The sequence below is a fragment of the Streptomyces sp. NPDC000880 genome, from assembly GCF_053599675.1.
This window is the reverse complement of record NZ_JBSFMS010000022.1, coordinates 48281-69825: the sequence shown is the minus strand read 5'-3', so window position 1 is coordinate 69825 and position 21545 is coordinate 48281. Positions and strand designations below refer to the sequence as shown.

At 69.0% G+C, this 21545-nt stretch carries 23 protein-coding genes; 12 read left to right on the top strand and 11 right to left on the bottom strand.

The window, feature by feature from the left end:
• Positions 1-89: 89 nt before the first annotated feature.
• From ACWDO5_RS10560 to ACWDO5_RS10550, 3 genes are all read right to left on the bottom strand, one after another.
• Positions 90-1526: a DUF2637 domain-containing protein gene (locus ACWDO5_RS10560; protein WP_450529939.1), complete on the bottom strand. Its 1437-nt coding sequence runs from the start codon at positions 1524-1526 to the stop codon at positions 90-92.
• Between the two features lie 143 nt (positions 1527-1669).
• On the bottom strand, positions 1670-2398 hold the full coding sequence (locus tag ACWDO5_RS10555) for a DUF3558 domain-containing protein (RefSeq protein ID WP_450529938.1): 729 nt from the start codon (positions 2396-2398) through the stop codon (positions 1670-1672).
• Positions 2399-2550: 152 nt separating this feature from the next.
• On the bottom strand, positions 2551-3375 hold the full coding sequence (locus ACWDO5_RS10550) for a DUF3558 domain-containing protein (RefSeq protein WP_450529937.1): 825 nt from the start codon (positions 3373-3375) through the stop codon (positions 2551-2553).
• Positions 3376-3546: 171 nt separating this feature from the next.
• Between ACWDO5_RS10550 and ACWDO5_RS10545 the strand changes: the two genes are divergently transcribed.
• Positions 3547-4740: an RtcB family protein gene (locus ACWDO5_RS10545; RefSeq protein ID WP_450529936.1), complete on the top strand. Its 1194-nt coding sequence runs from the start codon at positions 3547-3549 to the stop codon at positions 4738-4740.
• A gap of 98 nt (positions 4741-4838) precedes the next feature.
• A complete protein-coding gene (locus tag ACWDO5_RS10540) occupies positions 4839-5162 on the top strand; it encodes a hypothetical protein (RefSeq protein WP_450529935.1) in 324 nt (107 codons plus the stop codon).
• Positions 5163-5257: 95 nt separating this feature from the next.
• Here the strand turns inward: ACWDO5_RS10540 and ACWDO5_RS10535 are convergent, their stop codons facing one another.
• From ACWDO5_RS10535 to ACWDO5_RS10525, 3 genes are all read right to left on the bottom strand, one after another.
• A complete protein-coding gene (locus ACWDO5_RS10535; RefSeq protein ID WP_450529934.1) occupies positions 5258-6022 on the bottom strand; it encodes an SDR family NAD(P)-dependent oxidoreductase in 765 nt (254 codons plus the stop codon).
• A gap of 63 nt (positions 6023-6085) precedes the next feature.
• Complete coding sequence (locus ACWDO5_RS10530) at positions 6086-6421, bottom strand: YnfA family protein (RefSeq protein WP_450529933.1); 336 nt, start codon at positions 6419-6421, stop codon at positions 6086-6088.
• Positions 6422-6486: 65 nt separating this feature from the next.
• Positions 6487-7947, bottom strand: coding sequence for an FAD-dependent monooxygenase (locus ACWDO5_RS10525; RefSeq protein ID WP_450529932.1), 1461 nt, complete (start codon positions 7945-7947; stop codon positions 6487-6489).
• A 101-nt stretch (positions 7948-8048) separates the two neighbouring features.
• Between ACWDO5_RS10525 and ACWDO5_RS10520 the strand changes: the two genes are divergently transcribed.
• Positions 8049-8627, top strand: a complete 579-nt coding sequence (locus ACWDO5_RS10520) for a TetR/AcrR family transcriptional regulator (protein WP_450529931.1) — start codon at positions 8049-8051, stop codon at positions 8625-8627.
• Between the two features lie 60 nt (positions 8628-8687).
• Entirely contained in the window at positions 8688-9176 is a 489-nt protein-coding gene (locus ACWDO5_RS10515) for a MarR family winged helix-turn-helix transcriptional regulator (RefSeq protein WP_450529930.1), read from the top strand.
• Positions 9177-9259: 83 nt separating this feature from the next.
• Here ACWDO5_RS10515 and ACWDO5_RS10510 read toward each other — a convergent pair whose 3' ends face one another.
• The 4 genes from ACWDO5_RS10510 to ACWDO5_RS10495 all read right to left on the bottom strand — a co-directional run bounded on the left by ACWDO5_RS10510 (position 9260) and on the right by ACWDO5_RS10495 (position 12124).
• Complete coding sequence (locus ACWDO5_RS10510) at positions 9260-9994, bottom strand: Mut7-C RNAse domain-containing protein (RefSeq protein ID WP_450529929.1); 735 nt, start codon at positions 9992-9994, stop codon at positions 9260-9262.
• A complete protein-coding gene (locus ACWDO5_RS10505; protein WP_450529928.1) occupies positions 9991-10188 on the bottom strand; it encodes a hypothetical protein in 198 nt (65 codons plus the stop codon). Before ACWDO5_RS10505 ends, ACWDO5_RS10510 begins: the two co-directional genes overlap by 4 nt.
• A 60-nt stretch (positions 10189-10248) precedes the next feature.
• Entirely contained in the window at positions 10249-10797 is a 549-nt protein-coding gene (locus ACWDO5_RS10500; protein WP_450529927.1) for a GNAT family N-acetyltransferase, read from the bottom strand.
• A gap of 421 nt (positions 10798-11218) precedes the next feature.
• A complete protein-coding gene (locus ACWDO5_RS10495; protein ID WP_450529926.1) occupies positions 11219-12124 on the bottom strand; it encodes an AraC family transcriptional regulator in 906 nt (301 codons plus the stop codon).
• Between the two features lie 63 nt (positions 12125-12187).
• Between ACWDO5_RS10495 and ACWDO5_RS10490 the strand changes: the two genes are divergently transcribed.
• Entirely contained in the window at positions 12188-12772 is a 585-nt protein-coding gene (locus ACWDO5_RS10490; protein WP_450529925.1) for a TIGR03086 family metal-binding protein, read from the top strand.
• Positions 12773-12926: 154 nt separating this feature from the next.
• Here the strand turns inward: ACWDO5_RS10490 and ACWDO5_RS10485 are convergent, their stop codons facing one another.
• Positions 12927-13487 (bottom strand): hypothetical protein, encoded by a 561-nt coding sequence (locus ACWDO5_RS10485; protein WP_450529947.1) that lies wholly within the window; start codon positions 13485-13487, stop codon positions 12927-12929.
• A 273-nt stretch (positions 13488-13760) separates the two neighbouring features.
• Here ACWDO5_RS10485 and hemL point away from each other — a divergent pair, with 273 nt between their 5' ends.
• The 7 genes from hemL to ccsB all read left to right on the top strand — a co-directional run bounded on the left by hemL (position 13761) and on the right by ccsB (position 21520).
• The gene (gene hemL / locus ACWDO5_RS10480) at positions 13761-15077 is read left to right on the top strand and encodes a glutamate-1-semialdehyde 2,1-aminomutase (RefSeq protein ID WP_450529924.1); all 1317 of its coding nucleotides are present in this window, start codon (positions 13761-13763) and stop codon (positions 15075-15077) included.
• Positions 15078-15088: 11 nt separating this feature from the next.
• On the top strand, positions 15089-15817 hold the full coding sequence (locus ACWDO5_RS10475) for a histidine phosphatase family protein (RefSeq protein WP_450529946.1): 729 nt from the start codon (positions 15089-15091) through the stop codon (positions 15815-15817).
• Positions 15818-15950: 133 nt separating this feature from the next.
• Positions 15951-17198: a hypothetical protein gene (locus tag ACWDO5_RS10470; protein ID WP_450529923.1), complete on the top strand. Its 1248-nt coding sequence runs from the start codon at positions 15951-15953 to the stop codon at positions 17196-17198.
• 119 nt (positions 17199-17317) lie between these two features.
• Positions 17318-17923, top strand: coding sequence for a TlpA family protein disulfide reductase (locus ACWDO5_RS10465; RefSeq protein ID WP_450529922.1), 606 nt, complete (start codon positions 17318-17320; stop codon positions 17921-17923).
• A 24-nt stretch (positions 17924-17947) separates the two neighbouring features.
• Positions 17948-18685 (top strand): cytochrome c biogenesis CcdA family protein, encoded by a 738-nt coding sequence (locus ACWDO5_RS10460; protein ID WP_450529921.1) that lies wholly within the window; start codon positions 17948-17950, stop codon positions 18683-18685.
• A gap of 4 nt (positions 18686-18689) precedes the next feature.
• Positions 18690-20432 carry a cytochrome c biogenesis protein ResB gene (resB, locus tag ACWDO5_RS10455; protein WP_450529920.1) on the top strand — a complete coding sequence of 581 codons (1743 nt, stop codon included), beginning with the start codon at positions 18690-18692 and terminating at the stop codon, positions 20430-20432.
• Positions 20429-21520: a c-type cytochrome biogenesis protein CcsB gene (gene ccsB / locus ACWDO5_RS10450; RefSeq protein WP_450529919.1), complete on the top strand. Its 1092-nt coding sequence runs from the start codon at positions 20429-20431 to the stop codon at positions 21518-21520. The genes resB and ccsB overlap by 4 nt, the downstream gene beginning before the upstream one ends.
• The last annotated feature ends 25 nt before the right edge of the window (positions 21521-21545 follow it).

The window sequence follows — 21545 nt, the reverse complement described above, 5'->3', positions numbered from 1 at the left end:
GGGGCCCTCCACCCGTTGTGGGGCCCTCCACCCGTTGTCCGGGTACGGATGTTACGGATGTTCGGCTATGGAAAGCAGCGGGCCGTCCGCTAGGCGATGTGCTCGGCTTCCAGGTCCGACTGATAGCGGTTCCTGAACGCCGGGATCAGCCGGCGCAGCAGCGCGGGGCTGCGGGGGTGCTGGACGCCGTGGCCGTCGTTGAGGTGTATGTCGAGTTGCTCGGCGCTGGGGAAGTCCCCGTGCTGCTGCACGTACGTTCGGAAGACCGGGTACGCGAGCCCGGCGAACTCCTCGTCCTCCGCAGGGCCGGGGGCGGCAGGCACTTCCAACGCCTCGTCCACCGGCTCGGGGAAGCCCTGGGGTTCCGGCTGCTGGGCCTCCGTACGGGGGCCGGGGACCATACCGCCGAGAGGGCGGGTGCGGCCCGGGCCCGCGGGGACGCGTACGGGGGTGGGCTCCAGGCCCTCGACGTACGCCGGGTTGAAGGCGGCGCTTTCGTATGCCTCCTGCGGCACCTGCGGCGCGGCGAACCAGGGGCTCTCGTGGGTGGCTGAGCCGTCCTCACCGGGCTGCTGCTGCGGCTGGGGCTGCGGCTGCTGTGTGGCGTACTGCTCGTGCTGCGGGTCGTACTGCTGCTCGTACTGCTGCTCGTACTGCTCCTGGTACTGCTGCTCGTACTGCCCCTCGTGCTGCTCCTCGTGCTGCTCCTGGTACTCGTCGTGCTCCTGCGGCCACTCCTGCCCGCGCGGCAGCTCAGGATGGGGCTGCGGCTGGACCTGGACCTGCTGCTGGGGCTGCGACTCGACCTGGGGCTGGGGCGCTGGGGGCAGCAGCACCGGCTCGATGCCCGCCGCGGCCAGCCCCGCCGGGGCCGTCTCGGCGAGCGGAACGCCGTATTTCGCCAGCCGCAACGGCATCAGCGACTCGATCGGGGCCTTGCGTCTCCAGCCCCGCCCGAACCGGGCCTGGAGGCGCGCCTGGTAGATCAGCCGGTCCTGCTCCAGCCTGATGACCTGCTCGTAACTGCGCAGCTCCCACAGCTTCATCCGGCGCCACAGCTTGAACGTGGGGACGGGGGACAGCAGCCAGCGGGTGAGGCGCACGCCCTCCATGTGCTTGTCCGCCGTGATGTCCGCGATCCGGCCCACGGCATGCCGCGCGGCCTCGACCGAGACGACGAACAGCACCGGGATGACCGCGTGCATGCCGACGCCGAGCGGGTCGGGCCAGGACGCCGCGCCGTTGAAGGCGATCGTGGCGACCGTCAGCAGCCAGGCCGTCTGGCGCAGCAGCGGGAACGGGATGCGCAGCCAGGTCAGCAGCAGATCCAGGGCGAGCAGGACGCAGATGCCCGCGTCGATGCCGATGGGGAAGACGAGGGAGAAGTCGCCGAAGCCCTTCCTCACGGCGAGTTCGCGCACGGCGGCGTACGACCCGGCGAAGCCGATCGCGGCGATGATCACCGCACCCGCGACGACGAGCCCGATGAGTATTCGGTGCGTGCGTGTCAGCTGCATCGCGGCCACCCGCGATCCCCTCCCGTTTTCGAATCCAGCGGGCACAGCCTGGCACACGGTTGCGGAGTCCGTCCCTCCGGGCGTGCTTCCAGGGGGTAACGGACTGCGTCAACAGGCGGTGGCCGGGACTTACTTGAGGCCGTGGCCGGAACCTACTTATTGGCGGCGGCGATCGAGGCCACGGCCTCCTTGGCGGCCGCCATCGCGCTGTCCAACAGGTCGGCGGAGGCCGGGGACTTCGCGCCCGCGTAGCCGGTGCCGTTGTAGGTGAGCGTGATCACGACGTTGTCCGTACGTGTCACGATCGTGGCGTAGGAGAAGTCCTCGCCGGTCTTATTCAGCTCGTAACGGATGGCCGTGGCCGCCTCGCCGACGCCCTTCGCGGGCGAGGTCCGGACATTCTTCGCGCCCTCGGTGGCCTGCGCCTTGGCGATCTCCTTGGCGTAGTTGTCCTCGGCGCGCTTCTGGCCGCTGACGCCGAGGGACGTCTCGGAGTCGTACCGGAGGAAGGAGACGTCGAACCAGCGGTACTGCGAGCCCTTGACGCCGTTGTCGTCCAGACCGTTCCAGGAGCAGCTGCCGCGGCTGGTGATATCGCTCGACTTGCCCGATGTGCCCGCCTTGGACTTCGTTGCCGGGACCAGCTTCTCGATCGTCTTCGTGGAGACCGACTTGCAGGGGCTGGGCAGCTTGGCGTACTTGGCGGGCGCGACGGTCGCGGGCTTCTGCCCGCCCTGCTGGTCCTGAGAGGAGGGGGCGGGGGAGGACGAGGCCTTGCCGGCGTTGGAGCCGGAGTCCGAGGAGCAGCCGGCGACGACGAGCATCACCGGGACGGCTGCGCAGGCGAGTATGCGGGTGAGTCGCGGGGCTGAACGCTGCATGGTTCCTTCAGTCGATCGATTGTCGTGTCGTACGGGCTGTCCGGCTGTCCGGCTGCCCGTCCGGTCGGCGAGGCCACGGTACGCGGACATGGCGCGTCCGCGGGTGTGTCTGCGGATACGTACGCCACTGACCGGCCGGTCCGCGGGGCCGGTCAGTCGCTGAACCCCCTGGCGAGTTTGCCGGCCAGACTCTGTGCCTTTTCCTGCAGTTCCTTGCTGTCAGGGACCTCTGTCGTACGGGCGGGCTGCGCGCCGTAGACGACGGTCACGATCACGTTCGATGTGCGGAAAACCACGCTCACGGTGCGGCGCTGGGCGGTGGATCCGGCGCCCGCTCCGGTGAGGACGTCGTCGATGAAGGCGGCGTCGCCGAGGCTGTCGAGGACGCGGGGTTCGAGCCCGTCGGGGGTGCCGGAGGAGGAGGCGGAGGAGGAGGCGGACGGAGTGCCCGCCGGCGTTGCGCTCCCTGTCGGTGTCGGCGTCGTGGACTTCGACGATGACTGCGACTGGGGCTGGGAGGGGGAGGAGGCGGCGGGGACCGGCAGCGAGGCCGCGGCCTGCTTCTTGGCGAAGACCTCCTGCGCCCGGTCGTCGTCGCTCACGGCCGTGTCGTACGAGACGACCCGCTCGAAGTCGACGCTGAGAATGTGGGATGCGTCCGCGGAGTCGGCCTTCCAGCCGCAGCCGACGCGGCGGTCGGTGTCGTAGGTGACGACGGCCGTGCCGCGGAAGATCCTCTGCTGCTGTTCCTCGGGCAGTTCGGCGGCTCCGGGCAGCAAATTCTTGAGGGTGGAGCGGTCGATGGAGCCGCAGGGCTCGGGGAGCGTGCGGTACTTGCCGGGGGGAGCGACGGAGGTCTTGGGGCCGCCGGCCTTGGAGTCGATGGCGGAGCCGTCGTTGGCGGTGCCGGCGGTGCAGCCGGCGACGAGCGCCGCGAGGAGCGCCGCCAGGCCGGGTGCGTACGCCTTTCGTTGCACGGTCCCAGGCTCCCTTCGAGAGGAAAAACGGTTGCCGCCCGACAGCGGCCGATGGACACAATGTCTATCGCACGCGCAGCCGTGGATGCCGGTCCGTTGAGTCTTTTGCGGACCTTCAGGCAGGTTTTGCGCTTTAAGACTTTTATGGGCTTTCGGGGGAATCGAGGGAGTATGTCGTACGTAGAGGTACCGGGTGCGAAGGTCCCGATCCGGATGTGGGCCGACCCTTCGACGGTCGAGGGCGGTGCCATGCAGCAGTTGCAGAACGTCGCCACCCTGCCGTGGATCAAGGGCCTCGCCGTGATGCCGGACGTCCACTACGGCAAGGGCGCGACGGTCGGCTCGGTGATCGCGATGCATGGGGCGGTCTGCCCGGCGGCGGTCGGCGTCGACATTGGCTGCGGCATGTCGGCGGTGAAGACTTCGCTGACCGCGAACGACCTGCCGGGTGACCTTTCCCGGCTCCGCTCGAAGATCGAGCAGGCGATTCCGGTCGGCCGGGGGATGCACGACGATCCGGTGGACCCGGGCCGGTTGCACGGTTTTCCGACGGCGGGGTGGGGTGATTTCTGGAGCCGGTTCGATGGGGTGGCTGATGCGGTCAAGTTCCGTCAGGAGCGGGCGACGAAGCAGATGGGCTCGCTCGGAAGCGGAAATCACTTCATTGAGTTCTGTCTGGACGAGTCGGGATCGGTCTGGCTGATGCTGCACTCCGGGTCCCGGAACATCGGCAAGGAGCTCGCCGAGTACCACATCGGCGAGGCCCAGAAGCTGCCGCACAACCGGAGTCTGATCGACCGTGACCTGGCGGTCTTCATCGCGGACACGCCGCAGATGGCGGCGTACCGTAACGACCTGTTCTGGGCGCAGGAGTACGCGAAGTACAACCGCGCGATCATGATGGGACTCTTCCAGGACGTGGTCCGCAAGGAGTTCAAGAAGGCGAAGGTGACCTTCGAGCCGGTCATCTCCTGCCACCACAACTACGTGGCGGAGGAGCGGTACGAGGGCATGGACCTGCTGGTGACCCGTAAGGGCGCGATTCGGGCGGGCAGCGGGGACTTCGGCATCATCCCGGGATCGATGGGCACCGGCTCCTACATCGTGAAGGGGCTGGGGAACGCCAAGTCCTTCAACTCGGCCTCGCACGGGGCGGGCCGGAAGATGAGCCGGAACGCTGCGAAGCGGCGGTTCTCGACGAAGGACCTGGAGGAGCAGACGCGGGGTGTGGAGTGCCGTAAGGACTCCGGCGTCGTGGATGAGATCCCGGGAGCGTACAAGCCGATCGAGAAGGTCATCGACCAGCAGAAGGATCTGGTCGAGGTGGTCGCGAAGCTGAAGCAGGTTGTGTGCGTGAAGGGCTGAGGCTGTTGACCCGCAATCGAGGGGTCGTGGGCCGAGCACAGCGTGCGGCGTCTGCGGCCCCTCTCCGCTGAACAGATCGGCCGGCAGGGAGTTTCCGCGTGGGTGCGGATATCAATGGGTTCGTCGAGTGCCGGGCGGCGAAGAGCGAGGTCCTGAAGAACCAGGCGGGCCGGGACGGCGGCGGCATCAACAACGAGCAGGAAGCGACAGCCGACACCACCCAACTGACGCTCGAGGACACGAAGGTTTCGGAGAACCGCGCCGTCAATCTCGGCAGCGGCATCTACAACTGGGAGGGCGCCGTCGTCACGCTCGACGACGACAGCAAGATCACCGGGAACGAGCCCACCAACTGCGACGGCGACGTCCCTGGCTGTGACTCGGACGAAGAGGCCGCCCCCGTCAAGCAGGACAAGGGGTGAACCCCTGACACAGTGCGAGGAATCTGGTTCGGCCGCCGTCGAGGGATCGACGGCGGCCGAGGCCGCATCCGCCTCAGCCTTGTCCGGGGCCGGCCTCAGAGTTCGCGGTGCACCTTGGCGTTGGAGGCCTGGGCGCGGGGGCGGACCACCAGTAGGTCGATGTTCACGTGGGAGGGGCGGGTGACCGCCCAGGTGATGGTGTCGGCGACGTCGTCGGCGGTGAGGGGTTCGGCCACGCCCGCGTAGACCTTCGCGGCCTTCTCCGCGTCGCCGCGGAAGCGGGTCGTCGCGAACTCCTCGGTCTTGACCATGCCGGGGGCGATCTCGATCACGCGGACCGGGGTGCCGACGATCTCCAGGCGGAGGGTCTCGGCGAGGACGTGGGCGCCGTGCTTGGCCGCGACGTAGCCTCCGCCTCCCTCGTAGGTGGCGTGGCCCGCGGTGGAGGAGAGGATCACAACGGTGCCGTCGCCGCCGGCGGTGAGGGCCGGGAGCAGGGCCTGCGTGGTGTTGAGGGTGCCGATGACGTTGACCTCGAACATCTGGCGCCAGTCGGCGGGGTCGCCGGTGGCGACGGGGTCCGCGCCGAGTGCGCCGCCCGCGTTGTTGACGAGGACGTCGCAGCGGTCGAGGGACGCGGCGAAGTTGTCGACGGCCGGGCGGTCGGTGACGTCGAGGGCGTACGCGGTGGCCCGGTGGCCCGCGCCGGTGAGCTCAGCGGCGAGCGCTTCGACGCGGTCCTTGCGGCGGGCGGTGAGGACGACGTGGTAGCCGGCGGCGGCGAGTTGGCGTGCGGTGGCGGCACCGATGCCGCTGCTGGCTCCGGTGATGACGGCGACAGCGGTCCCAGCGGCGGTCATGTCCTACTCCTCGTGCATGTGATCGATACGCGACCCAGGATAGGCGGGCGGGGCGGTCGTGGCTCAGCGGCCCCGCGGGGCGTACATGATCAGCGCCATGCCCGCGAGGCAGACCAGCGCGCCGATCACGTCCCACTGGTCCGGGCGATAGCCGTCCGCGACCATGCCCCAGACGATGGAGCCCGCGACGAAGACTCCACCGTACGCGGCGAGGATGCGGCCGAACTCGCCTTCCGGCTGGAGCGTGGCCACAAAGCCGTACGCACCGAGGGCGATGACGCCCGCGCCGATCCAGATCCGGCCCCGGTGTTCCCTGAGCCCCTGCCAGACGAGCCAGGCGCCGCCGATCTCGAAGAGGGCGGCGAGGAGGAAGAGGGCGGCGGACCGGGCGACGAGCATCGGCACAGCGTGTCACGCCGGCGGCCGGGGACTCGCTCGGGTGGCCTCCCGGTGGGCGGCATCCGTCACCGGCTGGACGCCCAGGCGATGTAGCCGTCGGGGCGGACCAGGAGCGCGGTGCGGTGGTCCGTCGTCCAGTGCGCCCGTATGACACGGCCGGGGACGGCCGGGGCGGCGGATGTGCCGCCTGCCTCGAGGGCGCCTGGCGGAGCGATCAGCACGAACTCGCCCTTGCGCAGCAGCTCGTAGAGCCGGCCCTCGGCGAGCTCCAGGTCGGGTGCGCGCCTGCCCATGAGGCGGTGGGCGCCGCGTGTGCCGCCGTAGGCGATGCCGATCCCGGAGATCATGCCCATCGCCCTGGTGGAGGCAGGACGGACCGTGTTCAGGAAACGCGCCGCGAGGGAGCGGGCCGCGCGCTGGAGCGGGGTGTGGGCCATGGCGAGGCGGACGATCGCGCCGCTGCTGCGCAGCACCATCTTGCCGACGGGGTGCCGCTCGGACTGGTAGCTGTCCAGGAGAGCCTCGGGGTCGGGGGCGTCGCCGCGCAGGACCGAGGCGAGCTTCCAGGAGAGGTTCGCCGCGTCCTGGAGGCCGGTGTTCATGCCCTGGCCGCCGGCCGGGGAGTGGACGTGCGCGGCGTCACCGGCGAGGAAGACGCGGCCGGTCCGGTAGGCGGGGGCCTGGCGCTCGTCGCTGTGGAATCGGGAGATCCAGCGGGCGTCGTGCATGCCGTGGTCGGTGCCGAGGGCAAGGCGGGCGATCTCGCGCACCTCGTCGAGATCGACGGGCTCGCTGTCAGGGACCTGGTGCTTGCGGTTCCAGCCCATGACCCGGTACCAGCCGTCGCCGAAGGGGGCGATGAAGGCGAAGGCGTCGCCCACACCGTTCACAGCGAGAAGGTGCGGTGGCTCCTCCGCGAGCCTGACGTCCGCGAGGACGATGGACCGGATCACGGAGGTGCCGGGGAACGGCAGGCCGAGAGACTTGCGGACGGCGCTGTGCACTCCGTCGGTGCCGACCAGATAGCGGGCGCGGAGGGTGGTCCGCACGCCATCGGCGTCCTGGACCTCGGCGGTGACCGCGTCCGCGTCCGCGTCGGCGGATTGGCTCAGGCCGAGCAGCTCCGTCCCGTACCGGAAGTCGACGCCGGCGGACAGTGCTCGGCGCTCCAGCAGATGTTCCACCTCGTACTGCGGGATGATCAGCAGAAACGGGAACCGGGACCGCAGCCGGGACAAATCCAGGGAGAGCCGGCCGAAAAGACGCAGGCCGGTGATGGGGGTGCCCTTCTTGACCAGCTCGTCGGCCAGTCCCCGGGCGTCGAGGAGCTCCAGGGTGCGGGCGTGCACACCGAAGGCACGCGTCATATTGCTGGTCTCGTGCGGGCGGCGCTCCATGACGGTGACCGGGATGCCCGCGGCGGCGAGGTCGCCCGCGAGCAGCATCCCGGTGGGGCCGGCGCCCACGACGAGGACGTCTGCGTCGGTGGCGCGGGACGTTTCGTTGGTGCTGGGCCTGCCGGTCATGGCTGCCTCCTGTATGCCAACACTTGGTGGTCAACGCTTGTTGGCAAACATAGAGCGGTCGACTCTGGCGTGTCAACACCTGTTGGCCTACAGTTGTTGGCATGACGACGAGGGAAGCTACCAACGGCCCACGCCGCTCCGATGCCACCAGGGCCGCGATCCTCGAAGCCGCCCGCGAGCGCTTCGCGGCGGACGGTTACGAGCGCGCCACCATCCGAGCCATCGCCCGCGATGCCGGCATCGACCCGTCGATGGTCATGCGCTACTACGGAAACAAGGAGGGGCTGTTCGCCGCCGCTTCCGAATTCGACCTGAGCCTGCCGGAGTTGGGTGCCCTGCCCAGCAAGCACATAGGCGCGGTCCTGGTCTCCCATTTCCTCGACCGGTGGGAGCAGGACGAGGTGCTGACCGCACTTCTTCGGGCCAGCGTCACCAATGCCGCGGCCGCCGAGCGCGCGCACCAGATCTTCAAGGGGCAGATCGGGCCCGTCGCCGCCGGCGTCTGTCCCGACCCGGCCGAGGCTCCCCGCCGCGCCGCGCTCGTCGCCTCGCAGATCCTTGGCATGGCGCTCGCGCGCTATGTGCTCCGCTTCCCGCCCGCCGCCGAGATGTCCCAGGAGGAGGTGGTGAGCTGGCTGGCGCCGACCGTCCAGCGGTATCTGACGGACGAGCGGCCGTAGAGGAGTCGTGGAGGCGTCGTCGAGGCAGGTGTCGTCGAGGTTGCGCCGTACGATCTCTGCATGACGCAGAAGAGCGCGGCCGGGCGCGGCAGGCTGATGGACGAGCTGTCCACCGCCTCGCGCCGCTTCATGGCCTCGTATGCGCTGTTCAACCAAGCTCTCGCCGACCATCTGCGGCTCCACCCCACGGATCTGCAGTGCCTCAACCTGCTGGGGCTCGAACCCGGTCCGGTCACCACCGGGCGGGTCGCCGAGCTGACCGGGCTGACCACCGGGTCCGCGACGCGGCTCGTCGACCGGCTGGAGCGGGCGGGGTCGGGGTATGTCACGCGCGAGCGTGACGCCGAGGATCGGCGGCGGGTGCTGGTGACGCTGGTGCCTGAGCGGATGGCGGAGTTCGGCGAGGTGTGGCAGAAGCTGAACAGCGCCTGGTACGCCATGTTCGATGGGTACGACGACGAGGAGATCGCCCTGCTCACCGCCCATATGCGACGGACCGTGGAGCTCAGCGCCGCGCAGGTCGAGCGGCTGCGCGGCGGGGAGCTGTGACCGGAGGCCATAACCCGGAGGCCATAATCCGGAGGGCGTAACTCCGAGGCCGTAACCCGGGGGCTGTAACCCCGAGAGGATAACTACGCTGCCGCGCCCCCGAATTCGCGCAGCGCGTCCTCGATGATCGCCTCCAGGCGGGCATGGTGCGCGCCCCGCCAGTACACGCGCTCGCATGCCGTGCACTGCGCGAACACGTCGTACGTGCGCTGCGTGCCCTGCTCCAACTGGTCCTGGACCGAGTCCTTGTCGGCGTCCATCAGTCGGCCGTTGCAGGCCGTGCAGCGGGTCCAGGGCTCGAGCGCCGGCGTGAACCGCTCCAGTACGTCGCGCAGTTGGTCCTCGGGCCGGTCGCTGTAGATGTACGCCCCCGCCCAGATCTCCCGGCGCCGAAGCAGCCCGCGGTCCCGGGAGAGCAGTACCCGGCGCTCCCGCGCCGAGAGGGTGGCCAGCGCCGGGTCGCCGATGTCCTCGTTCTCGTACGCCGCATCGACGCCGAGGAGCCGCAGCCGCCGCGCCAGCGTCCCGAGGTGGACGTCGAGCAGGAACCGCAGCGGGGCGCCGGGGACCTGCTGCGGCCGCTCGACGCCGTACACCTCGACGTGTTCGCCCGCGCGGGGGATGTGTGAGGCGGCCACCTGGCGGCCGTCGACGAGCAGCCGGCCCGCCTCGGTGAGCGGGACGCCGAGCGACTCGACGACATGGCCGAGCGTCGACGATCCGTCGGTGACCAGGGTCGTACGCCCCTGGCGGCGCTCCGGAGGGACGAAGAGGCGCAGCTCAGGGTCGACGCTGAGGTGGATTTCCGGTCCGTTCACGCAGTCAGCATGTCATCGGCGGCGTGTGCCAGCCAGGCTGAACTGGAGGAGAGCAGCACGATGTGTTCGACGCCCGCTGCCCCCGCCTCGTCGAGGAACGCGCCGATCTGCGACGCCTCGGCGTACAGGAACACGGAGGTCACGGAGTCCAGGGCGGCAGGGAAGGTCGCGGAGTCGTCGAGCGCGCACTTCACGGCGTCGACGCCCGCGGGGAGGCTGAGCTTGCCGGGGCTGCGGCGGTTGGCCGCCGGGGGCTATGGCGCAGGCTCCTCCACCTCCGGCCGCTCCTTCAGGTCCAGCCGCCAGTCATTCGACCGCAGCAGCTTCCCCGGCGGGTACTCGAAGTCGCACTCGCCCACCAGTGAGAAGCCCACCTTCCTGCACACCGCATTCGACGGCCCGTTGGCGACGGACGGAAACGCGTGCAGATAGCGGTGTTTGTGCTCCGCCCTCGCCTCCTCGACCACCGCCACCGTGCCCGCCGTGGCTATGCCCCGCCCCTGGAAGGCAGGCAGGACGCCCCAGCCCGTCTCGTACACCTGCTGCCCGTCCCACGTCTGCTCCCAGAAGCCGACCGTGCCCACCGCCTCCCCGCCCGCCGGTAGCACGATGCGGTACATCCGGCCCTTCCCCGTCCGGTCCGCGCTGAGATCGACGTACCGCTGGTGCCGCTTGATCAGCTGTTCTTCCGTCTCCGGGCCTCCCAGGTGATCCATCAACTCCGGCGCGTTGGCAGCGCGGAGCAGGTCGAAGTCGTCCTCGGACCATGGCTCGATCCGTACCACCGGTGCTTTGATCTCCATGTCACGCACTGTAGGACGAAGGTCTGCCAACCGGGGGTCCGGACGATGAGCTTCACCGGTGTATGGGCGATCGGCGCCGTCTCCGACGCCGAAGTGGCGGCCCTGCCCGGGAGGTTCGCGCATCTGGAGGGGGGGTGGACCAAGCAACCCGAACTCCGCCGCGGACCTGGCGTGGTGGCTCGGCGGTGGCGACCGTGAGCCGTACTTCACGCCCGAACCGAATCGACGCCTGGATGTCAGCCATGAGCGACGACCCCGGCTTCGACGCGCGCACGCTGCTCGAGGGCCCCTGCGGGTGCTGCGGTACGCGGCAGCCAACGGCACGGGCGCGGTCGGCGTAACCGACTGCTACTGATAGCCACCATTAGCCACCGATAGCTACTGACCAATACTGCCCATTACTGACGGCTTCTGGCAGCAGCTACGCGGGAGCCGGGCGGGCATATGCGGTCGGGGGCACGCCCACCGTCGCCGTGAAGTCCCGTACGAGATGGGCCTGGTCGCTGTACCCGAGCTCGGCGGCCAGCGCCGCCCAGCCCAGCGCGCCCTCGCCCGCCCCCGCCCCCGCCCCCAACCCCGCGCCCGTCCTTTCGCTCGGGTTCTGTGAGGCTTCACCCGACTCGGCGCGCTCCAGCGCCTCATGGATGCGGTAGCGCAGGATGACCCACTTCGGACCGACCCCGACGTACGCCGCGAAGAGCCGCTGCAGCGAACGCGCCGAGACCCCTTCCACCGCCGCCAGTTCGGTGACCCGCCGGATCGTACGGTCCGTACGCACCAGGTCGACCAGCTGCATCGCGCGCACCGCCTGCGGATCCGCCGCCGGCTCGAGCCCCAGCAGAAAGGCGTCCAGCGCTGCGACCCGCGCGTCCTCCCTCTCCGGCTCCCTTTCCGGCTCCCTCTCCGGTCCGAGGATTCCGCGCACAGTCTCCGGGTCCGCGCCCGCCAGGACGTCCGCGACCGGCACCCGGTGCCCCGTCCAGTCGGACACCGGCCGCTCCGGTGCGAACGGCCGGAAGCCGCCCGGCCGGAACTGCACCCCGCACACCCGCCCCCGCCCCTCCAGCTTCTGCGTGAACAGCCCCAGGCCGATGCCCGCGACCTCGCCCCACGGCGCCTCGTCGCCGTAGCGCTGGAAGACCACGTTCACGGACGGATGCGGCACCACATGCGAGGCGTACGGCTCCGAAAGGTCCCAGTCGATGAGCCAGTAGTGCTCGAGAAACGGACGCAGCGCCGGGGCGGGCTCGCGGCGGCGGAAACGCACCCGCGCGAAGAGTTCGCGGGCTTCGACTATGCCCCTGGTGTCGCGTCGCGGACCTGCCATGCGGGGGATCCTATGTCGCGTTTGTTCAATACGCAGGGCGTCGGCCGCCCCTACCGTCGAGCCATGACGAATACCATCAGGGACCTGCTCGAATCGGCGGCGCAGCGTGCCGTTCCGGTGGTGCGTGGCATCACCGACGAGCGGCTGGCCGACCCTACGCCGTGCAGCGAGTACGACGTACGGGCCCTGACCGATCACCTCATCCAGGTGGTGATCAACTTCCAGGCGCTGGCGGCGAAGAAGAACGCCGACTTCGGCTCCGTACCGCATTACACCGACGACGCCGGCGACTGGCGGGCCCGGTTCGCCGACGAGACCGCCACACTCGTCAAGGCGTGGGCTGCCCCCGGCGCCGAGGAGGGCACCTCGGGGACCATGGGTCTTCCGGCCAGGACCGTCGGCCACATGGTGCTGGGCGATCTGACCGTGCACGCCTGGGACCTGGCCCGCGCAACCGGGCAGGAGTTCACGCCGGACCCGGCCGTGGTCGGTGAAATCGGGCCCGCGCTCGCGGAGATGGCGCCGATGGCCCGCAAGGGGGGAGTGTTCGGCGAGCCGTTCCCGCTGCCCGACGAAGAGGGAGTCTCGGACTTCGACCGGGTACTGGCCCTGACCGGCCGGGACCCGCATTGGCAGCCGCCCGCGTAACGAGTCCGCTGAAGACGAGAGCGACCAGTGCCGTCCCGACGGCCGCGATGGCCACGCCCAGGAAAATGTGCGGTGCCACGACACGGCTCGCACCCAGCGCGATCCGGCCCGTAGAAGGGGGGGGCGGCGACCGCGTAGTCGCCGCCCGCAAGGCTCAGGGCCACACAAGGCAATACGGCTGATGCCCCGCCTCATGCAACCGATGCGAGAAGTCCTGCCACTCGTGCAGCAGCTGGTAGACGTTGAACGCGTCCCGCGGCCCGCCCCGGTCCGGGACCGTCGACCAGATGAACGCCGCCGCGCCCACCGACTCCTCGCCAATCCCGCGCAGCGGGTCGACCACCGTCATCGGAAGCCTGACGACCGCATAGTCGGGATGGAGCACCACCAGCTCCAACGGCGGCACCTTGTTCAGCGGCATGCCCTGGATGCCGGTCAGCACCATCGCGGCTATGGTCTCCGGCTTGATCTTGGTGAACATCCCGCCCATGCCGAGCTCGTCGCCGCCCAGCTCCTCCGGGCGCATCGAGATCGGTACACGTGCGGCAGTGGCCCCGTCAGGTGCGCCGAAGTACTTGTAGGTCACCCCCACCCGGCCGCTCCTGCTTCCCGTGGGCTCATCCCGGTCCGCGTCGTGTCGCCGGTGCTTTCCCCGCCGGGCAGGCTCAGGACCCAGGTCGTCGGTCCCCTCGCCCAGTCCGCCACCGCGATGCATATCTCCACCCGACCACTCGCAGCCCCCGCCGCGCAACCCGATCATCGTGACAGTGACCTCCCCCACGAACGTGCTGTGAAACACCACTCGGCAAGAACGTCGGGGCCTCTGACACCATGGATTCCGTGAGCTTTCCCTATGTCGCCCCAGTTTCGCAGACGCGAGAGGGGTGACGCCCTTTCGTAATACGAGGAGACCGCGCTCCCTGCTCACCGGTGGCCGAGATCCTCCGTCCCGGCCCCCCGTACATCCGAATCGCAGATCAGGACCAAAGTGGCGTATCCATACGAAGCCCCAGTTTCCCAGAAGCTGTTCGACCGCGCGTCCCTTGTGACGCCCGGCGGCGTGAACTCCCCCGTCCGTGCCTTCCGAGCCGTGGGCGGTACGCCCCGCTTCATGGTGTCCGGTACCGGCCCGTACCTCACCGACGCGGACGGCCGCGAGTATGTCGACCTCGTCTGCTCGTGGGGGCCGATGATTCTCGGCCACTCCCACCCCGCCGTCATCGATGCGGTGCAGGCGGCGGTCGCCCGTGGCACCTCCTTCGGCACGCCCGGCGAGGGCGAGGTCGCACTCGCCGAGGAAATCGTGGCCCGGATCGAGCCGGTCGAGCAGGTACGGCTGGTTTCCAGCGGTACGGAAGCGACGATGTCCGCGATCCGGCTCGCCCGCGGCTTCACCGGCCGGGCCAAGGTCGTGAAGTTCGCCGGCTGCTACCACGGTCATGTCGACGCGCTGCTCGCCGCGGCCGGCTCGGGAGTGGCGACTCTCGGGCTGCCGGACACCCCGGGGGTCACGGGCGCGCAGGCCGGGGACACGATCGTCCTGCGGTACAACGATTTGGAAGCGGTGCACGAGGCCTTCCACGCGCACCCGGGCGAGATCGCCTGTGTGATCACGGAGGCGTCGCCGGGCAACATGGGCGTCGTGCCGCCGCGGCCGGGCTTCAACGCGGGGCTCAAGTCGGCCTGCGAGAGGAACGGCGCGCTGTACATCTCTGACGAGGTCATGACCGGCTTCCGTACGTCGAAGGCCGGCTGGTACGGCGTCGATGGCGTCGCGCCCGACCTGATGACCTTCGGCAAGGTGATGGGCGGCGGCTTCCCCGCCGCGGCATTCGGCGGCCGCGCGGACATCATGGCGCACCTCGCACCCAGCGGGCCCGTCTACCAGGCGGGGACCCTGTCCGGTAACCCGGTCGCCACCGCCGCCGGGCTCGCGCAGCTGCGGCTGCTCGACGACGCCGCGTACGAGAAGGTCAACGCGGTCTCGGCCGAGATCCAGGCTCTGGTGAAGGACGCGCTCGGCAAGGAGGGCGTGGCCCACCGGCTGCAGACGGCGAGCAACATGTTCTCCGTCTTCTTCACCGGCGCCGACGTCAGGAACTACGAGGACGCCAAGCGGCAGCAGTCCTTCCGCTTCACCGCCTTCTTCCACGCGATGCTCTCCCAGGGCGTCTATCTCCCGCCGTCCGCCTTCGAGTCCTGGTTCGTCTCCACGGCCCACGACGAGCGGGCGATCGAGCGGATCGCCGCCGCGCTGCCGGCCGCCGCCCGGGCCGCCGCCGAGGCGACGGAGGCATCGGCATGAGCGAGAACAGCATGAGCGAGAGCATCCTGAGCAGCGAAAGCAGCGCCAACGGCGAGGGCAGCCCGGACAGCGAGATCACCGTCGTCCATCTGGTGCGGCACGGCGAGGTAGAGAACCCCGACGGCGTCCTCTACGGCCGCCGGGCGGGCTACCACCTCTCTGAACTCGGCCGCCAGATGGCCGACCGGGTCGCCGAGCATCTCGCGGACCGTGACATCACCCATGTCGTCGCCTCCCCGCTGGAGCGCGCCCAGGAGACCGCCGCCCCCGTCGCCAAGAGCCACGGCCTCACCCTCGACACCGACGAGCGGCTGATCGAGGCGGCCAATGTCTTCGAGGGCAAGACCTTCGGGGTGGGCGACGGCGCGCTGCGCAAGCCGGCCAACTGGAAGCATCTGACCAACCCGTTCCGCCCGTCCTGGGGGGAGCCGTACGTCGATCAGGTCGTACGGATGATGGGCGCGCTGGGCGCCGCGCGGGACGCGGCCCGCGGGCACGAGGCGGTCTGCGTCAGCCACCAGCTGCCGATCTGGATCGTGCGGAGTTTCGTCGAGCGGCGTCGGCTGTGGCACGACCCGCGCCGCCGGCAGTGCACGCTCGCGTCGCTGACCACGTTCACGTATCAGGGCGACCGGATTGTCTCCGTCGGCTACTCCGAGCCCGCGCGCGATCTTGTTCCGGCGCATCTTCTCGCGGGTGCAAAGCCCGTGAAGGGCAAGGCCAAAGCATTCGGTGCGTAGCCGGCCGGCCGGTTCCTCCTGAATCCTCATCGGAGAAGGCGCGAGTCCCCGGAACCCCCGTCCTCCGCACGGCATCTAAGCCGGTAGCGGTTTGGATGGCTCTCCCGACCAAGAGAGCGCGGATGGGGACGATATGCGAGACATCAGCCGAAGGGGCTTGCTCGGGGCGGGACTTGGGGCCGCAGCCGCGATCGGAGTCGCGGGCTGCGGCCTGCCCGAACAGAACAGAGCTGGACAGACCGGACATGACGGGGGTGTCGGCAAGGGTAACGGCGGCAGCCCCTCCCCCTCCAAGGGTGAGGGCCGGCTCATAGGTGACGGCTCCACGTCCGACACGGGAAAGCAGCCCAATCAGCCGGAGCGGCCCGAGCCCCTCGAACCGGGACAGACGCCGCCGCAATTCGTGATCTTTTCCTGGGACGGCGCGGGCGAGGTCGGTAATGGCCTCTTCCCGCGCTTCCTCGAACTCGCCAAGAACCACAACGCGACGATGACCTTTTTTCTCTCCGGGGTCTACCTGCTTCCCGAGTCCAAGAAGACGCTCTACCGCCCGCCGAACAATGGCATCGGCGCGTCCGACATCGGTTATCTCACGGACGGTCACATCAAGGAGACGCTGAAGTACATACGCCAGGCATGGCTCGACGGTCATGAGATGGGCACGCACTTCAACGGGCATTTCTGCGCCGGCTCCGGTTCGGTGGGCAACTGGACGCCCGCGGACTGGCGGAACGAGATAGACCAAGCTGTGTCGTTCGTCACCCACTGGCGTACGAACAGTGGCTGGCAGGACATCGATCCGCTGCCCTTCGACTACCGCAAGGAACTCGTCGGCGCCCGCACTCCCTGCCTGCTCGGCCAGGACAAACTGTTGCCCACCGCGAGGAAGCTCGGCTGGCGCTACGACGCAAGTTCGCCCGGCGGTCAGCAGGAGTGGCCCCAGAAGCGCCAGGGCCTGTGGGATCTGCCGCTGCAGCAGGTGCCGTTCCCCGGGCGTTCCTTCGAAGTCCTCTCGATGGACTACAACATGCTCGCCAATCAGTCGCAGAATTCGACCCAGGGCATGCCCGAGCGTTATCCCCGCTGGAAGAAGCAGGCCACCGAGGCGTACCTCGCCGGATTCAGCCGCGCCTACGAGTCCAATCGCGCGCCCTTCTTCATAGGCAACCACTTCGAGCGGTGGAACGGCGGCATCTACATGGACGCCGTCGAGGAGGCACTCAAGGGCATGGCCGGCAAGAAGGACGTACGGCTCGTCTCCTTCCGGCAGTTCTGTGACTGGCTTGATGTCCAGGATCCGCAGGTGCTCGCCAAACTCCGTACGCTCGAGGTCGGCCAGTCCCCGGCGGGCGGCTGGAAAACTTTCCTCAAGGCGGTGTGAGAAAGGGTTCCTCGAGGAAGCCCCGGCAACGGGTTCCTTAAGCGGGACTGACATCGGGCCTTACGGGCACCCAGGGGGGCGCGGAAAGATCTCCGGAACGGCCATGCGAAACTTTTCACATGAGCCTTAGCCGTGCCCCCCGCGCTGCCCTGCTGACCGGCCTGGTCGCCGTCGGCGCGCTCACCCTGTCGGCCTGCAGCAGCGGGGGCGGCGGGAAGTCCGGCGGTGGCGGCGGCACCAACTTCGTCACCAACACCGGCGGCATCTCCACCGCCGCGAAGGGGAAGCGCGCGGCCCCCAACAAGCTCTCCGGCGAGACCCTCGAAGGCAAGCAGCTTGACGTCGCCGACCTCAAGGGCAAGGTCGTCGTGATGAACGTCTGGGGCTCCTGGTGCCCGCCCTGCCGCGCCGAGGCCCCGCATTTCGCCAAGGTCGCCGAGGAGACCAAGGCCAAGGGCGTGGAGTTCGTCGGGATCAATACCCGCGATGCCAACAAGGGCCCGGCGATCGCCTTCGAGAAGGACTACAAGGTCGGCTATCCCAGCCTGTACGACCCGATGGGCAAGCTGATCGTCAATGGCTTCCCCAAGGGCAGCCTCAACCCGCAGACCATTCCCTCCACGGTCGTGCTCGACCGCGAGGGGAAGATCGCGGCCCGCTCGCTGAAGGCGCTCGACGGCGAAGAACTCCACAAGATCATCGATCCGTTGATCGCGGAGAAGTGATCCTGTGGACGTTGGTGAATACCGGTGAACGCGACGGTCTTCGGCGGGGCGCTGATCCTCGCCCTGCCCATCGCCGTACTGGGCGGCCTGGTTTCCTTCTTCTCACCCTGTGTGCTGCCGCTCGTACCCGGCTATCTCTCGTACGTCACCGGAGTCAGCGGTACTGACCTGGCGGAGGCCAAGCGCGGCCGGATGGTCGCGGGAGCCTCCCTCTTCGTCGTCGGCTTCACCGCCGTCTTCGTCTCCGGCGGCGCGCTCTTCGGCTACTTCGGCTCGACCCTGCAGGGGCAGAAGGAGATCCTCAGCAAGGTTCTCGGGGGCCTGATGATCCTTATGGGCGTGTTCTTCATGGGACTGATGCCCTGGCTCACCCAGCGCGAATTCCGCATCCACAAGCGGCCGGTGAGCGGGCTTGTGGGCGCGCCGCTGCTCGGCGCGCTGTTCGGCGTCGGCTGGACGCCGTGCATCGGACCGACGCTCGCCTCCGTGACCGCCCTCGCCGCCGAGCAGGCCAGCGCGGGCCGGGGGGCCATACTGACCGTCGCGTACTGCATCGGTCTCGGACTGCCCTTCGTGCTCGCGGCGGTGGCCTTCCGCAAGGCGCTCGGCGCGTTCGGCTGGGTCAAGCGTCACTACGCCTGGGTGATGCGGATCGGCGGCATCATGATGATCGCGACCGGTCTGCTGATGCTGACCGGGGTCTGGGACAGCCTCGTGCAGGAGATGCAGGTCTGGTCCAACGGCTTCACGGTGGGGATCTAGTTCGATGAGCAAGACAGAGGCAGAGGCTCACAAGGCAGAGGCTCAAGAGACGGCGGCTCAAGAAACAGCGGCTGAGAAGCAGGACACGGGGAAGGAAACAGGGCAGGACCTCGGCGCGGCCGGTGCGCAGCTCTCCACCGCCCCCAAGGAAGAGCTCCTCGGCGGTCCCTCCCTCTCGGTCATCGGCTGGGCCCGCTGGTTCTGGCGGCAGCTGACCTCCATGCGAGTCGCGCTGATCCTGCTGTTCCTGCTCTCTCTCGGAGCGATCCCCGGCTCGCTCATTCCGCAGAACAGCGTGGACGAGCTCAAGGTGCAGACGTTCAAGGACAACAACAAGTTCTGGACGCCGGTCTTCGAGAAGCTGCAGTTCTTCGACGTCTACAGCTCGGTCTGGTTCTCGGCGATCTACATCCTGCTGTTCGTCTCGCTCATCGGCTGCATCGTGCCGCGCTCCTGGCAGTTCGTCGGCCAGCTGCGCAGCCGCCCGCCGGGCGCCCCCGGCCGCCTGACCCGGCTGCCCGCGTACACCACCTGGCGCACCGACACCGGTCCCGAGCAGGTGCGCGAGGCAGCGCTCGCGATGCTGAAGAAGCGCCGCTTCCGCGCCCACACCGTCGGTAACGCGGTCGCCGCAGAGAAGGGCTATCTGCGTGAAGCCGGCAACCTCCTCTTCCACATTGCCCTGATCGTGATGCTGGTGGCCTTCGCCGCCGGCCAGCTCTTCAAGTCCGAGGGCGGCAAGCTGATCGTGGAGGGCGACGGCTTCTCCAACACTCTCACGCAGTACGACGACTTCAAGTCCGGATCGCTGTTCAGCACGGACGATCTCGCGCCGTTCAGCTTCCGGCTGGACGCCTTCACGGGCACGTACCAAAAGGGCGGCCCGCAGCGCGGCACCCCGCGTACCTTCGAGGCCGACGTCACCTACTCCAAGGGCGGCGGCCCGGATACGAAGTCCGTCATCCAGGTGAACAAGCCCCTGGTCATCGACGGCACCAAGATCTATCTGCTCTCGCACGGATACGCGCCTGTCGTCACCGTCCGGGACGGCAGGGGCAACGTCGTCTTCAACGGCGCGGTGCCACTGCTGCCGATCGACAAAAACGTCACCTCGACCGGCGCGATCAAGGTGATGGACGGCTACCGCGACAAGAACGGCAAGAAGGACCAGCTGGGTTTCCAGGCGTTCTTCGTGCCGACCTTCGGCGGCGCGGGCAAGGGCGACATGTTCTCGCAGTTCCCCGGCCTCGAGTTCCCGGTGCTCGCGATCACCGGGTACCACGGCAGCCTGGGCGTCGACGCGGGCCTGCCGCAGAACGTGTACCAGCTCGACACCGGCAAGCTGACCCAGTTCAAGGACGCGCACGGCCAGATCCTCAAGGCACGGCTGATGCCCGGCGAGAAGATGACCCTGCCGGACGGCGCGGGCTCCATCACCTTCGAGAAGGAAGTGAAGGAGTGGGCCGGGTTCCAGGTCTCGCAGCAGCCCGCCAGCGGCTGGGCTCTGACCGGTGCGATCTGCGCCATCGCCGGCCTCGTCGGCTCGCTGTTCATTCAGCGCCGCCGGGTCTGGGTCCGGGCCGTGACGGGCACGGACGGCGTCACCGTCGTCGAAATGGCGGGGCTCGGCCGCAGCGAGTCCCCGAAGCTGCCCGAAGAGCTCGCGGACCTGGCCGCAACCCTCAACTCCAAGGCGCCGACGGCGCCCGATCCCTCAGACGTACCTGCCGAAGGGGCTGAGAAGTGACTCTCGCCGCCGCTACCAACACAGATCTGGCTCAGTTCAGCAATTCGCTGATCTATGCCTCGATGGCCGTCTTCACGCTGGCGTTCTTGGCGCACATCGCGGAATGGGTCTTCGGCAGCCGCAGCAAGGTCGGCCGCACGGCCGCCGCGCTGACCGGCGCCGGGACGGCTACCGCGGCTCCCGCGGTGAAGGTCCAGGTGAAGCAGCGGGGCGGGGGCACCGCCGTACTGGAGAGGCCGAAGATCGTCACTCGCTCGGCGGCCGGCACCCGGGACGTCCCGGACGGGCCCGGCGCGGCGGGCGGCACTGTCAAGGGCGATCTGTACGGGCGGATCGCCGTCTCGCTGACCGTGCTGGCCTTTCTCATCGAGGCGGCCGCGGTCGTCACCCGCGCGGTGGCCGTGCAGCGCGCCCCCTGGGGCAACATGTACGAGTTCTCCACCACGTTCTCCACGGTGGCGGTCGGCGCGTACCTCGGTTTCCTGGTCGCGAAGAAGCCCGTCCGCTGGATCGGCCTGCCGCTGGTCACCACGGTCCTGCTCGACCTGGGCGTCGCCGTCACCTGGCTGTACACGGCGAGCGACCAGCTGGTCCCGGCCCTGCACTCGTACTGGCTGTGGATCCATGTCTCCACCGCGATCTTCTGCGGCGCGGTCTTCTACCTCGGTGCGGTCGGCACGCTGCTCTACCTGTTCCGTGACTCGTACGAGAACAAGCTCGCCCGCGGGGGCAACCCGGGCCCCTTCGCCCGCTCCGTGCTGGAGCGGCTGCCCGCCGCGGCGAGCCTGGACAAGTTCTCGTACCGCATCAACGCCGCGGTCTTCCCGCTGTGGACCTTCACGATCATCGCCGGTGCGATCTGGGCCGGTGACGCCTGGGGCCGCTACTGGGGCTGGGACGCCAAGGAGGTCTGGTCCTTCATCACCTGGGTCGCCTACGCCGCGTATCTGCACGCCCGCGCGACGGCGGGCTGGAAGGGCCGCAAGGCCGCGTACATCGGTCTTGTCGCCTTCGCCTGCTTCCTCTTCAACTACTACGGGGTGAACATCTTTGTGAACAGCCTGCACTCCTACGCGGGCGTGAAGTAGCGGCCCGGTAGCCCCGGAGCGAGGC